We start from the raw sequence: 18,034 nt of genomic DNA, 5'->3' as shown, positions 1-18,034 counted from the left end.
TAGGCACTTCCGTCGATTTCGTCGGGGACCGGCGGAAGTACTGCCGGGGTGGCGCCCCTCCTCTCAAGCGCCACCCCGGCAACCCCACCGCGAACACGCCAACCGGTAGACCTCACCTGCCACGAGGGTCATCAGGAAGGAGGGAGAACGATGGCACACCAGACACCCACGCAGCGACCGGACCTGGCGAGGGGCGTTCTATCCGCTTGTCAACACCATGACCAACGCGCCCGCCAGGAGACACGGCCCGAACGGCGCCACTGTGGCGCCGTCGCCATCACGGCTTCGGACGCCGAGCGCAGCGACCATGACCAACGCGAGCAGCGAGGCCGTCAGCAGCGCTCCGACGACCTGGGCCCAGCCGATCCACCCCGTCACCAGACCGACTACCGCGGCGGCGCTGACGTCGCCGGCACCGACACCCCCGCCGCTGGCCACGGCGAGTGTCAGGAACAGCCCACCCGCTGCGACGAGTGCGGCAAGCGCTCGAACACCCGAGGCCGGGTCGTGACGGACCAAAGACAGCACCGCGAACCCCAGCATGGCACCGGCAAGCTGCGGCCACATCAATACTCTGGGCAGCCGATGTTCGCACCAGTCGATTACCGCCAAGGGGACCGCCAGCACAGCCACGAACCCGTAGACGGCAAGTTCTCCGCGCGCTCCCACACGCCAGCCCAGCAACCCCAGGGCGGCGGCCGTGAGCACCGCGCCGAACCACCATGCCTCGGCCAGTGTCCGCTCACGTCGAAGGAACCGGCGCGTGAGCCCGCTCGCCGCCGCACCGAGCACCAGGCCGACGGCAGCGCTACCACTCCACCACCACCAGATGCTCGCCGTCAGCTGCACGACTCCTCCGGATCTTGCGTGATCACCCTGTACGCCATCCTGCCCGCCAGGACTCCAACCCGACCCGCTCTCAAACCAATGGGTGAACTTCGCGCGAGGGCAGCCGTCTGGAGCGTCAGCACCGCGAAAGTCGGTCCTGAGCCAACCTCCACGCCGGTGAGCGTCACGGTGTGGCTCGCCCACACTGACCTGCGATCGTCGATGAACCGGGGGACCGTAATGACGTACCACCACCGCACCCTCCTCGCCCTGGTCGCCGCGACCGGACTCGGCTTGAGCATGAGCGCCTGCAGCTCGGACAACGGTGCACTCCCGATCTCTTCGACGCTGGCACCGCCACCCGCCCCCAGCGTCACGGCCACCCCGTCCGCCGACATCGCCAAGCAGAAGTCCATTGCCGCCTACCTCGGTATGTGGGAGGACGTCGCCGCTGTGGCAACCACGTCCGATTGGCAGTCACCCCGCCTGGCCGACCACGCCACCGGCGACGCGCTGTCGGTGCTGTCGCGCCAGATGTACGCCGACCACTACAACGGCCTGATCACCAAGGGAAAGCCGGTCCACCTCCCCGTCGTTCAGTCCGTCGAACCCCAGGACACGCCGAAAACCGTCATGATCCGCGACTGCTCGGACGCCAGTAACTGGTTGAAGTACCGCGCGGACAACGGCCAGCCCGCCGATAACGAGCCCGGCGGCAAACACCTGATCAACGCCGAGGTGAAGCTGGCCGTCGACGGCTCCTGGCGGGTGACCCGGTTCGCTGTGGAAGGGACCGGAACATGCTGACAGCCAGACAACTGGGCACCCTGGCCATCCTGACCTCCGCTGCGACTTTCGCGAGCGTCGCGCCCGCCCTGGCAGGCGACTGGTATGGCGAGGTCGACTGCGGCCGAAGCTCATACGCCGGATGCGAGCTCGCCGCGGGACAACGTGGTCGCAGCGCGCCCACACCGAATCCGGCACCGCGGCCCGGCGGGCCGAAATCACAAGGTGGTAAACCCGGCACTCCAGCCCATCCACCTGGCGACCGGATCGTGGGTGGTGAGGACAACCAAGCCGATTGCTCGTACGTGCGCAGTAACTACCAACCACCGGCGAACGGTGTGCAGACGATCCGCTTCAACCGACACCGCGGGGGCCCTGGTGGGGTGCAGTTCGTGTCGCTGGCCCGTCCGCGGCTCCAAGATGTGGTGTCGGCGCAGGCGCCGGGTCCGGGCGGCGCGTGGTACGTCTATCAGTGTTCCGGTCAGGGGCAGCGGGACGCGCTCTACCGGGCGCCGGTGTGGATTCCCGATGGTCAGGCGTCGGGTGCCGCGCCGCTGCCCTCGCCAGAAGAGTTGGCCGAGCAGGCGCGGTCGCAGCTGCGGTTGCCGGATCCGGTGATCGCGTCGAGCCCGGCCGGAACCCAGCTGGTGCGGCTGCCGACGTGGCTGTGGTTGGACCGTGGGATGTGGCGGCCGCAGTCGGCGACGGCTTCGGTTCCGGGGGTGTCGGTCACCGCGACCGCGACCCCGATCTCGGCGTCCTGGGCGATGGGCGATGGCGGCACCGTGTCCTGCGCTGGACCGGGCACACCGTTCCCCGCTTACGGGGATCCGCGGGCGGCGTCCCCCGATTGCGGTCACACCTATCAGCGTTCGTCGGCCGGTGCGCTGGGCGAGCGGTTTCCTGCCGTGGCGACGGTGTCGTGGCGGATCACGTGGTCGGGTGCCGGGGCGTCGGGCACGTTCCCGGACCTGACCACCAGTGCGGCGGCGTCCTTCCGGGTCGCCGAAGCTCAAGCCTTGGGCACCGGATAACCCGGACAACGTTCCCAACTGAATCACCAGTTTCTCTCTTTCCTTTTCCTGACCGTGTATTCGCGGCGGCCTTTCTGACCGGGTGAATACACGGTGCGGGCGAGCTATGCCTGGAGGGGTTTCTCGTGACCAGTACTGACAGTCCCGCGCGCGGCCACAGCGCGACCGGCGAAGCCCGGCCGGGGTCGTGGCTGGATTCCTCGGGTTCGCCGTCGAGGTCGGCTGCGCGCCGGGGGCGGCGCCGGTTGCCGCATCTGGTGGCGGGGGTGCTGCTGGTGGTGCTGTGTGTCGGTGGCGCGGTGTGGTGGACGACCAGCACCCAGGACCGGGTTCCGGTGCTGGCGCTGGCGAAGCCGGTCCCGCTCGGGCATGTGCTGACCCCAGGCGACCTGCGCAGCATCGACGTGTCCGCTGCGCCGGGCGTGGCGTTGATTCCGGCGGATCGGGCGGCGAGCGTGCTGGGGCGGCCGATGGCGACCAGTCTCGGCGCGGGAACGCTGCTGACGCCGGATGCGGTGGGCGCTGCCGCGCTCCCCGCGGTGGGCCGGGCGGTGGTCGCGGTCGTGGTGAAGCCGGGGCAAGCCCCGCCCGAGCTGGCCGCCGGTACCCCGGTGACCGTCGTCGTGACCGCCGCCACCGCGGCAGGAAGCTCGGCCACCGGACAAACACCAGGAACGTCCTGGCGTGCCACGGTCGTCGGGGTCACCCCAGCAGGCACGGATCAGACCACCGTGGTGTCGCTGGAAATCGACACCACCGGGGCGTCACAGCTAGCTCAGGTCCCGGCCGGGCAGCTGGCGTTGGTGATGCAACCGGCGGGCGGTGAGCGGTGATGCTGATTGCCTTGTGCTCGGTGAAAGGTTCGCCGGGCGTGACGACCCTGGCTGTCGCGCTGGCCATGACCTGGCCGCATGCCAAGAGCACGCGCCGTCTGGTCGCCGAGGTCGACCCGTCCGGAGGCGATCTGGCGATGCGGTTCGGCCTGCCGGCCACCCCAGGACTGGTGAGCCTCGCCGCCGCAGGACGCCGCACCCGTGATCCCGCGGTGGTGTGGGACCACACCCAGGCCCTTCCCGGCGGCGCCCGCGCGCTGGTGGCCCCGCCGGGCGGTACGCACGCGCATGCCGCGCTGTCGACCCTGGCCACGGCCCCGGACGGACCGCTGCTACCCGTCGTAGCCCGCGACCCGAGTGTGGTGGTGTTCGCGGATTGCGGGCGGGTGGATCCTGGATCACCTGCCGAGGCGATCGCGCGCCGCGCCGATGTTCTGGTGCTGGTGACGGGCACTCAGGGCGACGACCTCGCCCATGCCGCGGTGCGGCTGGGGGAGCTGGCGCGCTGGACGCCACGTCCCGGCTTGCTGCTGACCGGTGATGGTTATCCGACCACCGATGTGGAGCGTGAGCTGGGGGTGCCCGCGATCGGGCGTCTCCCGTATGACCCGGTCGCTGCCGCGACCGTGACCGGTCACCGGCCGCCACCGGCCCGCCGGCGCGGCAACAGCGGTGGCCTTGCCTGCCACGCGGCCGCTCTTGCCCGCACCCTGGCCGAACCTGCCGCCCCAGCCGGGCCACCGTTTGCGAGCACTCCAGCCGGTGTGCCAGGAGTGCCTGCCCAGCAGGTGCGCCAGCCCAGCGGCGTCATCATCGCGCCCGGACACGGACCTCACTCGTCGTTCCCGGCGCCCACGCCACCGCAGGTGAGTGATCCGCGGCGCAACGGCCATCAGCCCAGCACAGCCAGGAAGGAACCACTCGCATGACTCAGACCGATCACCCCGCAGCGCCTCCCGCCGCGACCGGCCCGGAGGATGCCGAGCAGCGGTTACGCGCCCGGCTCCGGCAGGCGCTGACCACGGACCTGCCCGGCCGGGTCGAGACCGTGTCCCGCGCAAGCGACGGTGCGTTGAGCGTGGCCCGGCGCCGCGAGATCGGCCGCGAGATCCTCGACACCGCTGTCGCCGGGCACAGCGAGACCGAACTTCTCGCCGGGCGCGCTCTCGTGGACTCCGCGGTCGAGCAGCGAGTCGTCGACCAGGTTTTGGACGAGGTGTTCGGCCTGGGTGGGCTGCAGCCTCTGCTGGCGGATCGGTCGGTGGAGACGATCGCGGTCAACCGCTTCGACCGGGTGTTCGTGCAGTACAACGACGGCCGCCGCGCCCAGGTAGCTCCGGTGGCGGCGTCGAACCTCGAACTCACTGACCTGATCCGCACCCTCGCCGCGCGGGCATCGTCGGAGGAGCGCAGATTCGATCGTGGCAGTCCGGCGCTGAACCTGCAGCTTCCCGGCGGCGAGCGGCTCTTCGCGGTCCTGGGCCTGACGGCGGGTGGCGTGACGGCGTGCACGATCCGCCGGCACGGCTACCTCACCGCCACGCTCCCGCAGTTACGTCGCCGCGGCACCCTCGACATCGGTCTGGAACGGTTCTTGCGCGCGATGGTGCGGACGCGGAAGAACGTGCTGATCACCGGCGGCACCGGAGCCGGGAAGACCACGCTGCTGCGGGGCCTGGCCGCGGAGATGGACCCGCTGGAGCGGATCGTCACGGTCGAGGACGCCTTCGAACTTGGTCTCGACCGGGATCCCGAGCGGCACGCCGATGTCACCGCCCTGCAGGCCCGTGAACCCAACGTCGAGGGCGAGGGCGCCATCGACCAGGCGGAGCTGGTCCGCTGGGGCCTGCGCATGTCCCCGGACCGGGTCATCGTCGGGGAGATCCGCGGGCCTGAGGTCATTCCGATGTGCAACGCGATGTCGCAGGGCAACGACGGCTCCATGGCCACCCTCCACGCGTCCAGTTCAAAGATCGCGTTCACCCGCCTCGCCTCCTACGCCGCCCAAGGACCGGAGCGGCTTCCGTTGGAGGCCACCGCGCTGCTCGTGGCGAGCGCGGTGCATTTCGTGGTGCACCTGGACCGGGCCGCCGACCGGACGACACGGGTGATCGCCTCGATCCGGGAGGTGATCGACGCCGAGGACGGGGCGGTGATCTCGAACGAGGTCTACCGCCGCGGCCCGGACCGCCGCGCCGTCCCGGTTGCCGGCGCCCTGCGCGCCGACACCCTCGACGCCTTAGCCGCCGCTGGATTCGACCCTGACCTGCTGTCCCGGTCTGAGGGGTGGTGGACGCCATGACCATCGACACCACCACCATGATCGCCGCCGCGCTCGGCTTGGGAACCGCTGTCGGCCTGTTGCTGATCGTGGCCGCCTGGCGCCGGCCCGCGACGGTGGCGCCACCCTCGCGCCCCCGCACGCTGCTGCGGGCGGCACGCGACCAGGCCGGAGACCGGAGGGTGCTGCTGCGCCTGGCCGTGGCGGTCGGCGTGGGCGGGCTGACCGGTGCCGCGACCGGGTGGGTGGTCGGCGCGGTGCTGGCCGCCGCTGGAGCGTGGTTCCTGCCCCGGCTGGTCGGTCCGGACCGCGCCCACGCCCGCCGGGTCGCGCGGATCGAGGCGATCGCGTCCTGGACCGAGATGCTGCGCGATGTCCTGTCCGCCGCAGCGGGGCTCGAGCAAGCCATCCTCGCCGCCGCCCCGCTCGCTCCCGCGGCCATCCGCGGCGAGGTCGCCACCCTCACCGCGAGGCTGGAAAGCGGGCAGCGCCTGGCGCCCGCGTTACGTGCTCTCGCGCGCGAGCTGGACGACCCGACCGCGGACCTCGTCCTCGCCGCCCTCGTCCTCGCGGCCGAGCACCAGGCCCGCCAACTCGGCGACCTGCTCGGCTCCCTGGCCACCACCGCCCGCGAGCAGGCCGCGATGCGCATGCGCGTGGAGACCGGCCGCGCCCGGACCCGGACTTCGGTACGGGTCATCGTCGCCACCACCCTCGCCTTCGCCGCCGGGGTCGTGCTGTTCAACCGCGCCTACCTCGACGTCTACAACACCGCCACCGGCCAGATCGTCCTGCTGCTCATCGGGAGCTTGTTCGCCGCCGGGTTCGCCTGGCTCGCCCGGATCGCGACCGGCGGACGGCAACCACGGGTGCTCGCCCTGGACACCCCGGACGCCACCGGTACGCGAGACAGCGAAGCGACCGACGGTGGAGGTGAGCGCTCATGATCCCCGCCCTCGTGTTCGGCACGGGCGCTGGCGCCGGCCTGTGGCTGTTGCTGGCCTGGGCCGTGCCACCTCGCCCGGCGCTGAGCGACCAGCTCGCCAAGGTCAGCGCCGGGCGGCCGGCTACACCGATCGTCCTCGTTGGCGACGCCGCGTGGGTGCGCGCCTGGGGCCGTCTTTTGTTGCCCGGCCTGCGGATGCTCGGGCTCCCCGGTACGACGATCGAGGCCGATCTGCGGGTCACCGGCCGCGGCGCCGACACCCACCTGGCATCCAAAGCCATGCTCGCCATCTCAGGGCTGCTGGCGCCGTGGCTCTTGCAAGCCTTGCTGGTACTGGGCGGACTGTCGCTGGGTGTCGAGGTGCCACTGCTGGCCGGGCTCGCGCTCGCCGCGCTCGGCTTCCTGGCTCCAGACCTCGAGGTCCGCGCCAAAGCCACCCGGTCGCGGCGCGAGTTCCGCGCCGCGCTCTCGGCCTTCCTCGACCTCGTCTGGATCACCCTCGCCGGGGGAGCCGGGGTCGAGGCCGCTCTCGGCGACGCCGCAGCCGTCGGGACAGGGCCGGCGTTCGACAAGATCCGCCGCGCACTGCACGCCGCCCAGCTGACCCGCACCACCCCCTGGGCCACGCTGCGCCGGCTCGGCGAGGAACTCGACATCGCCGAACTCGCCGAACTCGCCGCGTCGATCTCCCTGGCCGGGACCGAAGGTGCTCGCGTCCGAGCGTCACTGGCGGCGAAAGCCCAAGCACTGCGGACCCATCAGGTCACCGACGCCGAAACCGACGCCCAGGCCGCCACCGAGCGCATGGCACTGCCGGTGACGTTGCTGTTCCTCGGCTTCTTGGGATTCATCGCCTATCCCGCTGTCATTCAGGTCCTCAACGGGCTTTAGCCCGCGTGGAGTCGCAACGAGAAGCCTTGCACGGAAACGAAAGAAGGAGCCATGAAGCAATACGTCCGTACGATATGGACAGTCGTGGCGGCGAGGATCGCCGTGCTGCGAGCCGAACCCGAGCGCGGTGAGATCACCACCACCGTCATCGTCACCGCGCTGATGGCCATCGCCGCGATCGCCATCATCGCGATCATCGTGGCGAAACTGACCGAAAAGGCGAACTCGATCAACCTCGGGCTCGGCTGACCATGCCGGCCCGAAGCCGCTCACCGCGGCGTTCGCGCGGCCCGCTGGCTCACCGTGTCCGGCACGCGCTGTCCGGGGACCGGGGCGAGGTCACCGTCGAGCTGGTCATCGCGACACCGTTGCTGCTGCTGGCGTTGCTGGCGATTATCCAGTTCGCCGTGTGGTCCCACGCGACCCACGTCGCCCAGACCGCCGCCTCGCAAGCCCTTGCCGCGGCCCGCGTCCAGCACGGCACCGCCGGCTCCGGACACGCCGCGGGACAGCGGCTGCTCGACGACCTCGCCGCCGGCCCACTACGCGAGCCCCAGCTCACCGTGACTCGTGACGCGGCCTCAGTGTCGGTGAGTATCCGTGGCGAGGCTGCCACGGTCCTGCCCGGCGTGCAGCTGCACGTGCACGCCGACATCTCCGGCGAGGTCGAGCGCTTCGTGCCCGACACGGGCACCACACCCTGACTTTTCCTTATCCAGAGACAGCTTCTGGTGCGAGACCGACAGGAGTCTCCTGATGGGCAACCTCAGTCATTCGCCGGTGCTCGACGGCGTGTTCCCGGACGGGCCGGACACCGTGCTGCTCCATCCCGCCCTCATCCCGCGCCACTGGCGGCGCCGGCGGCCTTGAACGCACCCTTGGCCTTCTCGATTTCGCCGGGGTCACCCGAGGCCATTAGGTAGCGCAGGCCGCCGATGGTGATGAACACGACCGCGACCCCGGCCAAGATCCCCATGATCCACTTGCGGATGTTGTTGAGGACCTGATCGACGGTCGCCGCGAGCGCGACATAGTGGACGGCCTCCGCCCGCGCGGCCGACGATGTCAGCAGGACCCCGGCGGCGACCAGCCACCCCAGCAGCAGCACTAGTCGACGACGGGGCACACAGTGACGAAGCCGGGGCCGCGTCGTGGCAGAACGGGCACGGTGGCATGGCCGGTCGGGGGCGGGCATCGTCCGAGGACGCGCCTCGCCTGGGCACACGGCGGTGGCCTGGATTTCCCGGCGGCGGGATGCGATGCGGCGAACCGGGAGGCGGACGGAGCGGGACAGGTGGCGTGGTGTCAGTCGCATGAGTTCACCTCCCGGCCGGTCTGCGCGAGCGCAGCGGAGCCAATACGGCTGGTGCGGAAACGGGGGTCCGCAGGCAGCTGGGTTCCGCGCGAAGCGAGGTCCGATCGCGAACCGGTTCGCGGCACAGGAGCATCGGCAAGTCGTGGAAGACAGCGGAGCCAGGCAGGGATCAATAGCTGTACCTGGCGGACGCGCGGCACCGATCCAGCAGGGTTTTCCTCGTGTCTGGTCAGGTCGGAAACCAGCCGCTGTTCAGCGCGGCTGCGTACCTTCCGGATCGCCCACCCGTCACGGCCGAGAGGCCCTCCGGCGTCCTCGATCGGCACGTCGCCGAAGCGGGTGTCCCAGATCAGGGCAGCCTCATCGAGGGTGATGACACCATCGCGGACGGCGGCCATCAGCAAGTCCTCGGGATGCCCGCCCGGTCGCTGAGGCGGTGCCGAGCGGAAACGAGCGGATCTCGCCGCGAGTTCGTCCAATTCCTCGGTCAGCAGCGGGGCGTCGAGAGCCTCGCGCAAGGCGAGATAGCCGTGGCGGAAAGCCGCCCACCGCAGACGCGCGAGGATCGCCGGCCGGTCCAGATCGACCTCGTTCAGCCACTGCAGGAACCCGGTTAAGACGTCGGCGTGGATGTCGTGCTTGTCGCCGCGGAACCATTTGGTCAAGGCCGTCGCGATGGGCAGCAGTACGGGCAGCGCCAGCCCGACGCACGCGACGGTCCACGTGCCGCGCTCGGTTCGCGCGCGGGTGATCAGATAGGTCCACGCCGCGTCCCGCACGGCCTGCGTGCATTCCTCGGCCACCAGCATCGCACCCAGCTCATCCAGCGGCACCGGCCGGGCGGGCAGGCCCGCGATCTCGGCGCCGTTCACACACACCGGACGCGGGCCGGTCACCAGCCACTCAAAGCTGACAGACGCGACATCGAACACCCCGCCCGCTATGCCTGTGCCACGGCCCGGACGGACAGAGAAAGAGTCTGGTTCGGGCTCGACGTTCGATAACGATGAGTCCATGTCGGCCACGCTCCCTAAAAGGCGAAATAAGGACGCCTCGAAGAAAGCCATAATCGGCGCCTCAAAACCGCCTCAAGACCGCTTCGTGGGCGCCTCAAAAGTGCCTCAATACTCGGAGTCGCGAGCGATGGTCAGCGTGCTGCCTGGCGCGAGAATCCCATCGCGAGGCGCTGACTTCGACGGAGAACAAGGGCTTTGAGCTGCACATGTGAGCTGTTCGGTTCAGGGTTTCGCGCGGCGGCGCCTCAAGCTTCCGGCTCGGCAGGTGCGCGGTCGGGCGGCGCAATGAACCCTTAGCGCACAATCAGATTCTGAAGGCGTTGACGCATTCGGCGCGCCGCGAACCGGGTTAGCAAATTAATTTGAAAATTTTCGATACCACATGTCCAAAATCGACGTTTTTTTCGGAGTTAGGGGGTGACAGCGCCACACACCCGCATACGTGGTGGCAACTCGTGCTCGGAGGTCCTGATGTCCCCTCGTCCGCAGTCGCCGGATGGCCGCCCCGGTCGCCGCACAGACTCAACTCGCCCGCCGCGTACCCGGCGCGGTGGCGACCGCGCTCCCTACCCCGGAGCCCGCGTTCACAGCACCACGGCAGGTGCCGGTGGGACAGACAACACCTCGCGTCCCGAGGGCACGCCGACCTCGTCGCGCCGGCGCACGGCGCCGTCGTCGACAGCGCCGACTCCGGCGACGGTGTGGACGTGCGGTCCGGACCCGATCGACGCCCACGCGGTATGGCCGGTACCGATCGTGGAGTCCATCACGGCGGCGTTCACCGACCCCGGTGCGCACGTCGTCCTGGTAGACCCCGACCCCGCACCGACCACCGGCACGCGCTTCGATGCGGACGGCTCGGCGACGACCGGCGAGGCGTCGTTGGTGGCGGTGCGGGAGGCGGTGCGCGCGCTCGGCCGCACCGCCGACACGGTCACCTTCCACATCGGCGGCGGCTCCGCCGCGTCGTCGCGCCCGTTCTGGGCTGACCTCGTCACCGAGGCGACCGACCCGTCCGCGGTGCTGGCCGGAACACCGTCGGCCCCGGCGCGCACCGGTGTCCCCGGCAGCGCGGAAGGACCGGAGCCCGAGCGCGGCGCGCGTGCGGATCTCGTGATCGTGTCACTGCCCGCCCACGCCGCCGAGTCGGTGTCGCTGGACAGGCTCGCGCTACAGGCGGCGAACCGTCTGCGCCAGGGCGGCATCCTCGCGGTGTACACGCACAGCGACTGGACGCGGGGTCGGCTGGTCGACCCGACCGGCGCGATCGTCGCCGCTGCGCAGCACGCCGATCTGCTCTACCTGCAGCACATCGTCACGTTGCACGCTCCCGTGGAGAAGGGACGTCTGCGGGCCGCGCCGAGCGCCGCGGTGGCCGCCGAGTACGACCGCGCCCGGCATCGCGCGACGGTGCGCGGACTGCCCGCGCCGCACCTGCGCGCGCATGGCGATGTCCTCGCGTTCGCGCAACCGGCCGATCCCGGCGCACCACCGCCTGGGACCGGTCCGGCGCCTGCCTCGCCCGGCGCTGGAGGTGGCCAGTGATTCTGCCCCCGCCGCGCCTGACCGGGCCTTCCCCGGCTACTCCCGCACCTGCGAAAGGCAGCGCCCTCATGTCTCACCAGCACCCCGCGACATCGACCAACCACGGCAGTGATGACCCGACCGTGCCGATCTCCCGCGCGCTCATCGACGCCCTCGACACCAGCCCCACGCCGACGGACACCGCGACCGGACACGACCCGGTCAGCCCGAGCGGTAAGACCGGCGGGTTCGATGTCGGCGACTTGCCGTTGTCGGTGTGGGCGACGGCGCAGACCTCCCCGGCTACCCAGCGCAAAGGCCGGTATGTGCCCGAGTCGACCGCGCACCCGGCGAAGATGCTCCCGGCCGTCGCGGCGCACGCCATCCGTGCCTACACCCGTCCCGGGGAGCTGGTGTTCGATCCGATGGCTGGATCCGGCACCACGCTCGTGGAGGCGATCGACGCCGGGCGCCGGGCAGTCGGTGTGGAGTACGAGCCGCACTGGGTCAGCGTCGCCCAGGCGAACCTCGACCTGGCCCGGGAACGCGGCCACGAGCACGACGGCGAGATCGTGCACGGCGACGCCCGGCAGCTGCCGTTCTTACTGCCCGAGCGGTACCGGGGTCAGGTCGCGCTCGTGATCACCTCCCCGCCTTACGGGCCGTCCACGCACGGGCAGGTCGTCACCGCCAGCACCGCCTCGCCTGACGGGAAGGTGCACAAGTACCACCACCGCTACGGCTCCACATTGGATCGCGGGAACCTTGCCAACGTCGGCCACCACCGGCTGCTGGCCGGCTTCACCCGCATCCTCACCGGCTGCGCGGCCGTGCTGCGCCCCGGCGGGCACATCGCGATCACCGTGCGCCCGTGGCGCGAGCATTCGGAGCTCATTGATCTGCCCTCGCAGATCATCGCCTGTGGCCAGGCCGCCGGGCTGGTCCCGGTCGAACGCTGCGTCGCCTTGCTCGCCCGCGTCGCCGACCACGAGCTGATCGCCCGCGGGAGCTTCTTCCAGCGCGACTTCATCCGCAAACAGCGCGAGCAGGGCCTGCCCTTGCATCTGATCGCGCACGAGGACGTCATCCTCCTGGCCAAACCCCTCACATCCAGCGGCACGTCGGCCCCGGCCTTGTCGGGCGATGGTCTCGCCGCTGCGAGCGACGGGGACGCGAGTCGTGGGCGGTGGGCGTCGTGAGCACGCGGGTGCACTGCCGGGACTGCGGCTGGGACGCGCAGTTCCGGCATCCCGCCACAGCCCGGCGCGCCGCCACCCGGCACCGCTGCCCGCCGCCGAGGGACGACTCGGACCGGCGACCCGTGGAGCGGGAGGCACACCATGCCTGAGCGCCACACCGACGCTGTGGATCCGCTGCAGTTCGTCGCGACTGAAGGCCCGGTGATCGGGTCGCTGTGCACCGGGCTGGCCGGTCTCGACCTCGGCGTCGCGGCCGTGCTCGGCGGGCGGATCGCCTGGTACTGCGAGGTTGATCCGCACGCGGCCGCGATCCTTGCCGCGCGCCTGCCCGGCGTGCCGAACCGGGGCGATCTGCGCGCGGTCGACTTCGCCTCCGTCGCGCCGGTCGAGGTGCTCACGGCGGGCTTCCCCTGTCAGGACATTTCCGCCGCCGGTCGGCGCGCGGGCATCGAGAAAGGCGCTCGCAGTGGACTGTGGCACACCATCCTGGACGCCATTCGCGTACTACGACCGAGCCTCGTCGTCGTGGAGAACGTCGCCGCCCTCCGCTGGAAAAACGGCGGCCTCGACCGTGTACTCGCGGGGCTGGCCGAAGCGGGGTATGACGCGGTCTGGCGTTGCGTACGAGCCGCCGACATCGGCGCCGCCCACCGCCGCGAACGCGTGTTCCTGTGTGCCGTCCCCGCCCCGGGACGGGATGCGGATGATGCCAACCCCACAGGCCCGCGACGGCGAACCCCGCGGCCCGGTCGACCCGGCACAGCGGCGCGCGGGCGGGCATCAGGTCAACCTCAACGACGCGGTCGACTCAGTCGTCAGGCCGGCACATCTGTTGCCGACTCCGGCGGCGGCGGACTCGCGGTCGTCGGCGATCCAGACCGTGCGCAAACCGGGCCGCCCGATCCCGGCCGGGTGCGTGACGCTGACCGACCCGGTGCGGCTGCTACCGACCCCGACCGCCTCCGACGCAAAGAACTGCACCCACGACACGCACGACGGCGGGCCGTCTCTTCCTGACCGCGCCCGCGCCCTGAGCACACCGACGCCGCCGACGGACGGACCGTGGTGCGCCGCGGCCCACAGCGAAGGCATCGATAGCTGCGTTTCCCCCGGTGCGTGGGGCCCTCCCGCCGGCCTCGACCGCGCACGGGCCGTGCGCCCACCTAAATCTCCGCGACGCCCATGACAAGGAGGCCTAGCCCTCATGGATACTCCACGACTTCTGCCGACCCCGCGAGCGACCGACGGCACCAAAGGCTGCCCCGCGCAGCGCGGCTCGAAGGGCGATCTGATGCTGCCCTCGGTCGTCATCGCCGTCACCACACCCGCACCGAAGTCCCGAGCGCGCAAGGAGGTGAAGGACCGTGACGACCACCCGCGCACCGCGCGCCCGCCGCACAGCACGCGGTGAACCCGGGCCGGTGGACTGGGGCGAGTACGCCGCCGCCGTGCACCGATGGGAACTCATCACCGGCCGCGCGGCTCCGTACCCGACCCAGCCCGGCCGGCACGGACGCCCCGTCCTCGCACCGCCCTTCGTCGAGTGGCTCATGGGCTTGCCCCCAGGCTGGGTCACCGCCGAACACCTCGACCTGCCCCGCACCGCGCAACTACGTGCCCTGGGCAACGGGGTCATGCCCCAGCAAGCCGCGCGCGCTCTACGCCACCTGTTGGACGACCTGGCCGCACTCGCCCACATCCCGGCCAGGTGCCACTGGGCCGCGCCAGACCACCCGCGCGATCGCCGCACCACCAATTCGGCTCGGCGCGAGCAGGGCACGAGTAACGCCCTGCCCGCCACCACCCACTCCTCGGGCCGCGCGCGCCCGGCCCGCTCGGCACCAGCACTCACCACGACCCGCTGAACAGGTCCGCGAGGCACCCCGGCTTCCAGCGGCCCCGAGGGCCGGGGTGCCTCGCACCTTCCACCACATCGAGAGCAGGTAACCGCCATGCCCACCAACCGCCCCAACAGGCTGCTCCAGCATCTTCGACGCTGGCTGGGCACCCGGCACGGCCAGAACGTGCCACGCGCCCTGCCCGCGCCACCCGAGCGCCCGCTGCCGGAAGCCTCGTCCGAGGTGGACGTCACTGCCGAGCACCCTGTGCTGCGCCGGGCGAGCGAGGCGACCGCGGCGCTGGTCCGCCAAGGCTGGAACGTGCACCGCGCGCCCTACGGCTACCGCGCCATGGACGTCACCGGGACCCGCTCGGGCAGCGGCAGGCCCCGGACCCGGCTCACCCCTGACCCGCTGCGCGCCCCGGTCGTGCAGCACATCTTCTACTGGCGCGCGGTCACCGGCCTCGACGTCGACCAGATCACCCAGCGGCTGAACAATAATCCCGACCGCTACCCACCACCGGGCGCCACCGGCACCTGGCACGACAAGGCCGTCACCAGAATCCTGACGAACCTCAAATACACCGGCTATCAGGCTTTGCGCACCCGCGACGAGAGCAACCGCCTCCGTCCCGCCGAGCAGTGGGTGCTCTCCGACCAGCCGGCTCACCGCGCCCTGATCACCACAGCCCTGTTCTGGGCCGCGCAGAACCCCACCACCGACACCCGGCGCGCGCTGCGGCACCGCCTGCTCGCCCAGCCGCGCGACCTCTCCGTCTGACCACCCTTGGGAGCAACTCGCCATGACCACCACCCGACCTGACCCAGAACGTCCCAGGCAGTCCCGAGCACCCCGCGCGTCGACATCCGCCCGCAGCGCCGCCCAGCCCCACCCAGCGACTCGCCCTCCCCGCCCCAACGCTCGACGCACGAACGGGTCCCGTCGCGAGCGGTACCCGGGCCAGCCACGCGGCCGTTACCTGAGCCTCGGCGCAGGCGTGCAAAGCCTGACCGTGTTCCTGCTCGCCTGCGAAGGACGAATCCCGCGGTTCGACGCGGCCTTGTTCGCCGACACCGGCTGGGAACCCAAGCAGGTCTACAGGCAGCTCGACACCGCGCGCCGGATCGGCGCCGGGGCAGGGATCCCGGTGTTGACCGTGTCCAACGGCAACATCCGCCACGACACGCTGAACCCGAACGCGCGCTTCGTGACGATGCCCTTGTTCGTCAAAAACCCTGACGGCTCTAGAGGAATGGCGCGCAGGCAATGTACTGGCGACTATAAAATCCGGCCCCTCAAGAAAGCGGTCCGCGAGATCCTTGGCTACCCGCACCCGCTGCGCGTGCCGCGCGGGGTGTTCGTCGACCAGGCCATCGGGATCTCCACTGACGAGTTCCACCGCGCCAAGGACTCTGACGTCAACTACACGCGCAACATCTTCCCGCTCCTCGACCTCGGGCTATCGCGCACGGACTGCCAGGCATACCTGAGCGGACGCGGCCTGGGCGCCGTGGTGAAGAGCGCCTGCATCGGATGCCCGTACTCCGGAAACTCCCGGCTCCGGTTCATCCGCGACACCGACCCCGACGCGTGGGCCGACCTCGTCGACTTCGACAAAGCTATCCGGCATGGCAGTCCCCGTGCCATCGCCGACGGCAAACCCCTGCGCGGCCAGTTCTACATCCACCGCTCCCTGATTCCGCTGGACCAGGTCAACCTCGACACCACTCGAGACGCCGGCAGGGCCGAGGACGACGACCCCGATGGCTGCTCCCCGTTCTCCTGCCGTTCCGGCACCGCCGTCACCGATCTGGAGACGGCGTGACCACCGAGGGCGTCCCTCGCCCGGTATCCGGGGGCCAGGTCACGCACCACGACGCGCTGGAGGTCGAGGGGCAACTGGTGTACACGCCTGCGCAGGCCGCCCGGCGACTGACCATCAAGGAATCCTGGCTGCGTCGTAAGGCCGGTCTCCGGCTAATCCCCTGCACCTTTCTTGGGAAGCACCTGCGCTTTTCCGACGCGGACCTCCGCGCGATCGCCGACAGCGGCGGCACGGCCACGCCACGTCGACGGCCAAGCCATCGCCGTCACCGCTGAACGCGACACCGCCGCCGCCCAGGCGGCACAGAAGGTTCTTTGCCGTCTGGGGTGGCTCTCTGTCCACACCAGAGCGTCCATGGATGTCACCCATCGCCGTGACCCCCACACCAGAGCAAAGGAGTTCACATGCCCTGGCCCGAGCAATCCGGGGACGACAGCTGGCGCGTTCGCTACCGACGCGACGACGGAACCATCGGCTCCATCCCCGGCTTCCCCGACGAACCCTCCGCGAACAACTACATCGCGGATATGAACACAGACAAGCGCCGAGGAAAGTGGATCGACCCCTCAGGCGGCCAGACCACTGTCACCGCCTGGACCTACGACGACTGGATCGACTCCCTTGACGTCGACCAGCGCACCGAAGAAAACTACCGCAGCTTCCTCAAAGTCCACATCATCCCCCAATGGGGCGCCACCACGCTGGCCGACCTCACCAACACCAAGGTCCGAGCCTGGGAGAAAAAGCTGCGCAAATCCGGACTCGCGAATAGCACCGTCGACAGTATCCTGAAATGCTTCACCCTAATCCTGTCCGACGCCGTCGACGAAAAACTGATCGACGCCAACCCCATCCAGAACCGCCGCCGCGGCCGCCGACGCCGCACCGAACGCCGACCCCGCCAGATCTGGGCCGAACCAGCCGAAGCGCTCGCGGTCGCCGACCAAGCCGCCCTCTGCTACGGCCCCGGCGGGGCCGTTCTCGTCACCACAGCGGGCTGGACCGGGGCACGCTGGGGAGAACTCGGCGGCCTCCAGCGCCACAACCTCCACCTCTACGACGACAACACAGGAAAAATCGTTGTCGACCCCGACATAGGCGCACTCCACGAACCCACCACAGGCGGCCTCTACCTCGGCCCGCCCAAAACCGAGGCCTCAGCCCGCGACATCACCCTGCCACCCTTCCTCGTCATCCTCCTCAGAGAACACCTGACAACACACGACCACCCCCACGTCTTCGTCACACCCCACGCCGACCTGCTCCGCCGAAGCAACTTCGCACGCCGCGCGTTCAGACCAGCAGCGGACGGCAACACACACAAAAACAACCCAGCCATCCGCCTCCACGCTGCCAAACCGGGCCTGAAATTCCACGGACTTAGGCACAGCCACAAAACCTGGATGATCGACGACGGCATCCCCGAAATCGCCCAAGCACTCCGCCTCGGCCACGTACTCCAAGACAAAGTCCAGGAAACCTACTCCCACGTCGCCGCAGCCGTCGAACAACGCCTACTCGACGCGCTACAGACACGGTGGGAGAAGGCAATCGCAAGCAGCGTCACTCCAGCAGATCAGGCAGTCTGGCGAGCTACTGCGGCTTAGCCCCGAAGCCGTCGAGACTGTAAAACGTTCGGTGGTGGGGGGGGGGGGGGGGGGGGGGGGGGGGGGGGGGGGGGGGGGGGGGGGGGGGAGGGGCCGGTGGGGGCGCGT

Annotated in this window: 23 protein-coding genes; 19 read left to right on the top strand and 4 right to left on the bottom strand. The window is 70.3% G+C overall.

Annotated features, from left to right (window positions below; all coding sequences use genetic code 11):
* Positions 1-198 precede the first annotated feature (198 nt).
* Complete coding sequence (locus tag ACZ6DT_RS37440; RefSeq protein WP_465604096.1) at positions 199-849, bottom strand: prepilin peptidase; 651 nt, start codon at positions 847-849, stop codon at positions 199-201.
* Positions 850-1,068: 219 nt separating this feature from the next.
* Here ACZ6DT_RS37440 and ACZ6DT_RS37435 point away from each other — a divergent pair, with 219 nt between their 5' ends.
* The 9 genes from ACZ6DT_RS37435 to ACZ6DT_RS37395 all read left to right on the top strand — a co-directional run bounded on the left by ACZ6DT_RS37435 (position 1,069) and on the right by ACZ6DT_RS37395 (position 8,303).
* Entirely contained in the window at positions 1,069-1,635 is a 567-nt protein-coding gene (locus ACZ6DT_RS37435; protein WP_465604094.1) for a hypothetical protein, read from the top strand.
* The gene (locus ACZ6DT_RS37430; RefSeq protein ID WP_465604092.1) at positions 1,629-2,648 is read left to right on the top strand and encodes a hypothetical protein; all 1,020 of its coding nucleotides are present in this window, start codon (positions 1,629-1,631) and stop codon (positions 2,646-2,648) included. The genes ACZ6DT_RS37435 and ACZ6DT_RS37430 overlap by 7 nt, the downstream gene beginning before the upstream one ends.
* 125 nt (positions 2,649-2,773) lie before the next feature.
* The gene (locus ACZ6DT_RS37425; protein WP_465604090.1) at positions 2,774-3,481 is read left to right on the top strand and encodes an SAF domain-containing protein; all 708 of its coding nucleotides are present in this window, start codon (positions 2,774-2,776) and stop codon (positions 3,479-3,481) included.
* A 38-nt stretch (positions 3,482-3,519) separates the two neighbouring features.
* Complete coding sequence (locus tag ACZ6DT_RS37420) at positions 3,520-4,410, top strand: MinD/ParA family ATP-binding protein (RefSeq protein ID WP_465604088.1); 891 nt, start codon at positions 3,520-3,522, stop codon at positions 4,408-4,410.
* On the top strand, positions 4,407-5,783 hold the full coding sequence (locus tag ACZ6DT_RS37415; protein WP_465604086.1) for a CpaF family protein: 1,377 nt from the start codon (positions 4,407-4,409) through the stop codon (positions 5,781-5,783). The genes ACZ6DT_RS37420 and ACZ6DT_RS37415 overlap by 4 nt, the downstream gene beginning before the upstream one ends.
* The gene (locus ACZ6DT_RS37410; RefSeq protein ID WP_465604085.1) at positions 5,780-6,709 is read left to right on the top strand and encodes a type II secretion system F family protein; all 930 of its coding nucleotides are present in this window, start codon (positions 5,780-5,782) and stop codon (positions 6,707-6,709) included. The genes ACZ6DT_RS37415 and ACZ6DT_RS37410 overlap by 4 nt, the downstream gene beginning before the upstream one ends.
* Positions 6,706-7,599 carry a type II secretion system F family protein gene (locus ACZ6DT_RS37405; protein WP_465604083.1) on the top strand — a complete coding sequence of 298 codons (894 nt, stop codon included), beginning with the start codon at positions 6,706-6,708 and terminating at the stop codon, positions 7,597-7,599. The genes ACZ6DT_RS37410 and ACZ6DT_RS37405 overlap by 4 nt, the downstream gene beginning before the upstream one ends.
* 51 nt (positions 7,600-7,650) lie before the next feature.
* A complete protein-coding gene (locus ACZ6DT_RS37400; RefSeq protein WP_465604081.1) occupies positions 7,651-7,848 on the top strand; it encodes a hypothetical protein in 198 nt (65 codons plus the stop codon).
* Positions 7,849-7,850: 2 nt separating this feature from the next.
* Positions 7,851-8,303 (top strand): TadE/TadG family type IV pilus assembly protein, encoded by a 453-nt coding sequence (locus ACZ6DT_RS37395; RefSeq protein WP_465604079.1) that lies wholly within the window; start codon positions 7,851-7,853, stop codon positions 8,301-8,303.
* Between the two features lie 131 nt (positions 8,304-8,434).
* Here ACZ6DT_RS37395 and ACZ6DT_RS37390 read toward each other — a convergent pair whose 3' ends face one another.
* The 3 genes from ACZ6DT_RS37390 to ACZ6DT_RS37380 form a co-directional block, all read right to left on the bottom strand.
* Positions 8,435-8,707 carry a hypothetical protein gene (locus ACZ6DT_RS37390; RefSeq protein WP_465604077.1) on the bottom strand — a complete coding sequence of 91 codons (273 nt, stop codon included), beginning with the start codon at positions 8,705-8,707 and terminating at the stop codon, positions 8,435-8,437.
* A gap of 197 nt (positions 8,708-8,904) precedes the next feature.
* Positions 8,905-9,981, bottom strand: coding sequence for a sigma-70 family RNA polymerase sigma factor (locus ACZ6DT_RS37385; protein ID WP_465604075.1), 1,077 nt, complete (start codon positions 9,979-9,981; stop codon positions 8,905-8,907).
* 533 nt (positions 9,982-10,514) lie between these two features.
* Positions 10,515-10,697, bottom strand: a complete 183-nt coding sequence (locus ACZ6DT_RS37380; RefSeq protein ID WP_465604074.1) for a hypothetical protein — start codon at positions 10,695-10,697, stop codon at positions 10,515-10,517.
* On the opposite strand from ACZ6DT_RS37380, the gene ACZ6DT_RS37375 reads away from it, so the two are divergent.
* The 10 genes from ACZ6DT_RS37375 (at position 10,687) to ACZ6DT_RS37330 (ending at position 17,926) form a co-directional block, all read left to right on the top strand.
* Positions 10,687-11,475: a hypothetical protein gene (locus tag ACZ6DT_RS37375; protein WP_465604072.1), complete on the top strand. Its 789-nt coding sequence runs from the start codon at positions 10,687-10,689 to the stop codon at positions 11,473-11,475. The two genes, ACZ6DT_RS37380 and ACZ6DT_RS37375, sit on opposite strands and share 11 nt — an antisense overlap.
* A 68-nt stretch (positions 11,476-11,543) precedes the next feature.
* The gene (locus ACZ6DT_RS37370) at positions 11,544-12,653 is read left to right on the top strand and encodes a TRM11 family SAM-dependent methyltransferase (protein ID WP_465604070.1); all 1,110 of its coding nucleotides are present in this window, start codon (positions 11,544-11,546) and stop codon (positions 12,651-12,653) included.
* Entirely contained in the window at positions 12,650-12,802 is a 153-nt protein-coding gene (locus ACZ6DT_RS37365; protein ID WP_465604068.1) for a hypothetical protein, read from the top strand. The genes ACZ6DT_RS37370 and ACZ6DT_RS37365 overlap by 4 nt, the downstream gene beginning before the upstream one ends.
* A 16-nt stretch (positions 12,803-12,818) precedes the next feature.
* Entirely contained in the window at positions 12,819-13,670 is an 852-nt protein-coding gene (locus ACZ6DT_RS37360) for a DNA cytosine methyltransferase (RefSeq protein ID WP_465604066.1), read from the top strand.
* A 187-nt stretch (positions 13,671-13,857) separates the two neighbouring features.
* Complete coding sequence (locus ACZ6DT_RS37355; RefSeq protein ID WP_465604065.1) at positions 13,858-14,064, top strand: hypothetical protein; 207 nt, start codon at positions 13,858-13,860, stop codon at positions 14,062-14,064.
* Positions 14,018-14,518 (top strand): hypothetical protein, encoded by a 501-nt coding sequence (locus tag ACZ6DT_RS37350; RefSeq protein WP_465604063.1) that lies wholly within the window; start codon positions 14,018-14,020, stop codon positions 14,516-14,518. The genes ACZ6DT_RS37355 and ACZ6DT_RS37350 overlap by 47 nt, the downstream gene beginning before the upstream one ends.
* A gap of 87 nt (positions 14,519-14,605) precedes the next feature.
* Positions 14,606-15,274, top strand: a complete 669-nt coding sequence (locus tag ACZ6DT_RS37345; RefSeq protein ID WP_465604061.1) for a recombinase family protein — start codon at positions 14,606-14,608, stop codon at positions 15,272-15,274.
* A 232-nt stretch (positions 15,275-15,506) separates the two neighbouring features.
* Positions 15,507-16,319, top strand: a complete 813-nt coding sequence (locus ACZ6DT_RS37340; protein WP_465604059.1) for a hypothetical protein — start codon at positions 15,507-15,509, stop codon at positions 16,317-16,319.
* Entirely contained in the window at positions 16,316-16,594 is a 279-nt protein-coding gene (locus ACZ6DT_RS37335; protein ID WP_465604057.1) for a hypothetical protein, read from the top strand. The genes ACZ6DT_RS37340 and ACZ6DT_RS37335 overlap by 4 nt, the downstream gene beginning before the upstream one ends.
* Positions 16,595-16,723: 129 nt before the next feature.
* A complete protein-coding gene (locus tag ACZ6DT_RS37330; RefSeq protein ID WP_465604055.1) occupies positions 16,724-17,926 on the top strand; it encodes a tyrosine-type recombinase/integrase in 1,203 nt (400 codons plus the stop codon).
* Positions 17,927-18,034: the final 108 nt, after the last annotated feature.

This window comes from Amycolatopsis sp. NPDC041971, assembly GCF_055588925.1.
This window is presented reverse-complemented; position numbering and strand designations above follow the sequence as displayed.

Coding starts and splice junctions, on each gene's coding strand:
- ACZ6DT_RS37435 (WP_465604094.1), top strand. CDS start 1,069: ATGACGTACCACCACCGCACCCTCCTCGCCCTGGTCGCCGCGACCGGA.
- ACZ6DT_RS37430 (WP_465604092.1), top strand. CDS start 1,629: ATGCTGACAGCCAGACAACTGGGCACCCTGGCCATCCTGACCTCCGCT.
- ACZ6DT_RS37415 (WP_465604086.1), top strand. CDS start 4,407: ATGACTCAGACCGATCACCCCGCAGCGCCTCCCGCCGCGACCGGCCCG.
- ACZ6DT_RS37410 (WP_465604085.1), top strand. CDS start 5,780: ATGACCATCGACACCACCACCATGATCGCCGCCGCGCTCGGCTTGGGA.
- ACZ6DT_RS37405 (WP_465604083.1), top strand. CDS start 6,706: ATGATCCCCGCCCTCGTGTTCGGCACGGGCGCTGGCGCCGGCCTGTGG.
- ACZ6DT_RS37400 (WP_465604081.1), top strand. CDS start 7,651: ATGAAGCAATACGTCCGTACGATATGGACAGTCGTGGCGGCGAGGATC.
- ACZ6DT_RS37395 (WP_465604079.1), top strand. CDS start 7,851: ATGCCGGCCCGAAGCCGCTCACCGCGGCGTTCGCGCGGCCCGCTGGCT.
- ACZ6DT_RS37385 (WP_465604075.1), bottom strand. CDS start 9,981: ATGGCTTTCTTCGAGGCGTCCTTATTTCGCCTTTTAGGGAGCGTGGCC.
- ACZ6DT_RS37380 (WP_465604074.1), bottom strand. CDS start 10,697: ATGGACTCCACGATCGGTACCGGCCATACCGCGTGGGCGTCGATCGGG.
- ACZ6DT_RS37370 (WP_465604070.1), top strand. CDS start 11,544: ATGTCTCACCAGCACCCCGCGACATCGACCAACCACGGCAGTGATGAC.
- ACZ6DT_RS37355 (WP_465604065.1), top strand. CDS start 13,858: ATGGATACTCCACGACTTCTGCCGACCCCGCGAGCGACCGACGGCACC.
- ACZ6DT_RS37345 (WP_465604061.1), top strand. CDS start 14,606: ATGCCCACCAACCGCCCCAACAGGCTGCTCCAGCATCTTCGACGCTGG.
- ACZ6DT_RS37330 (WP_465604055.1), top strand. CDS start 16,724: ATGCCCTGGCCCGAGCAATCCGGGGACGACAGCTGGCGCGTTCGCTAC.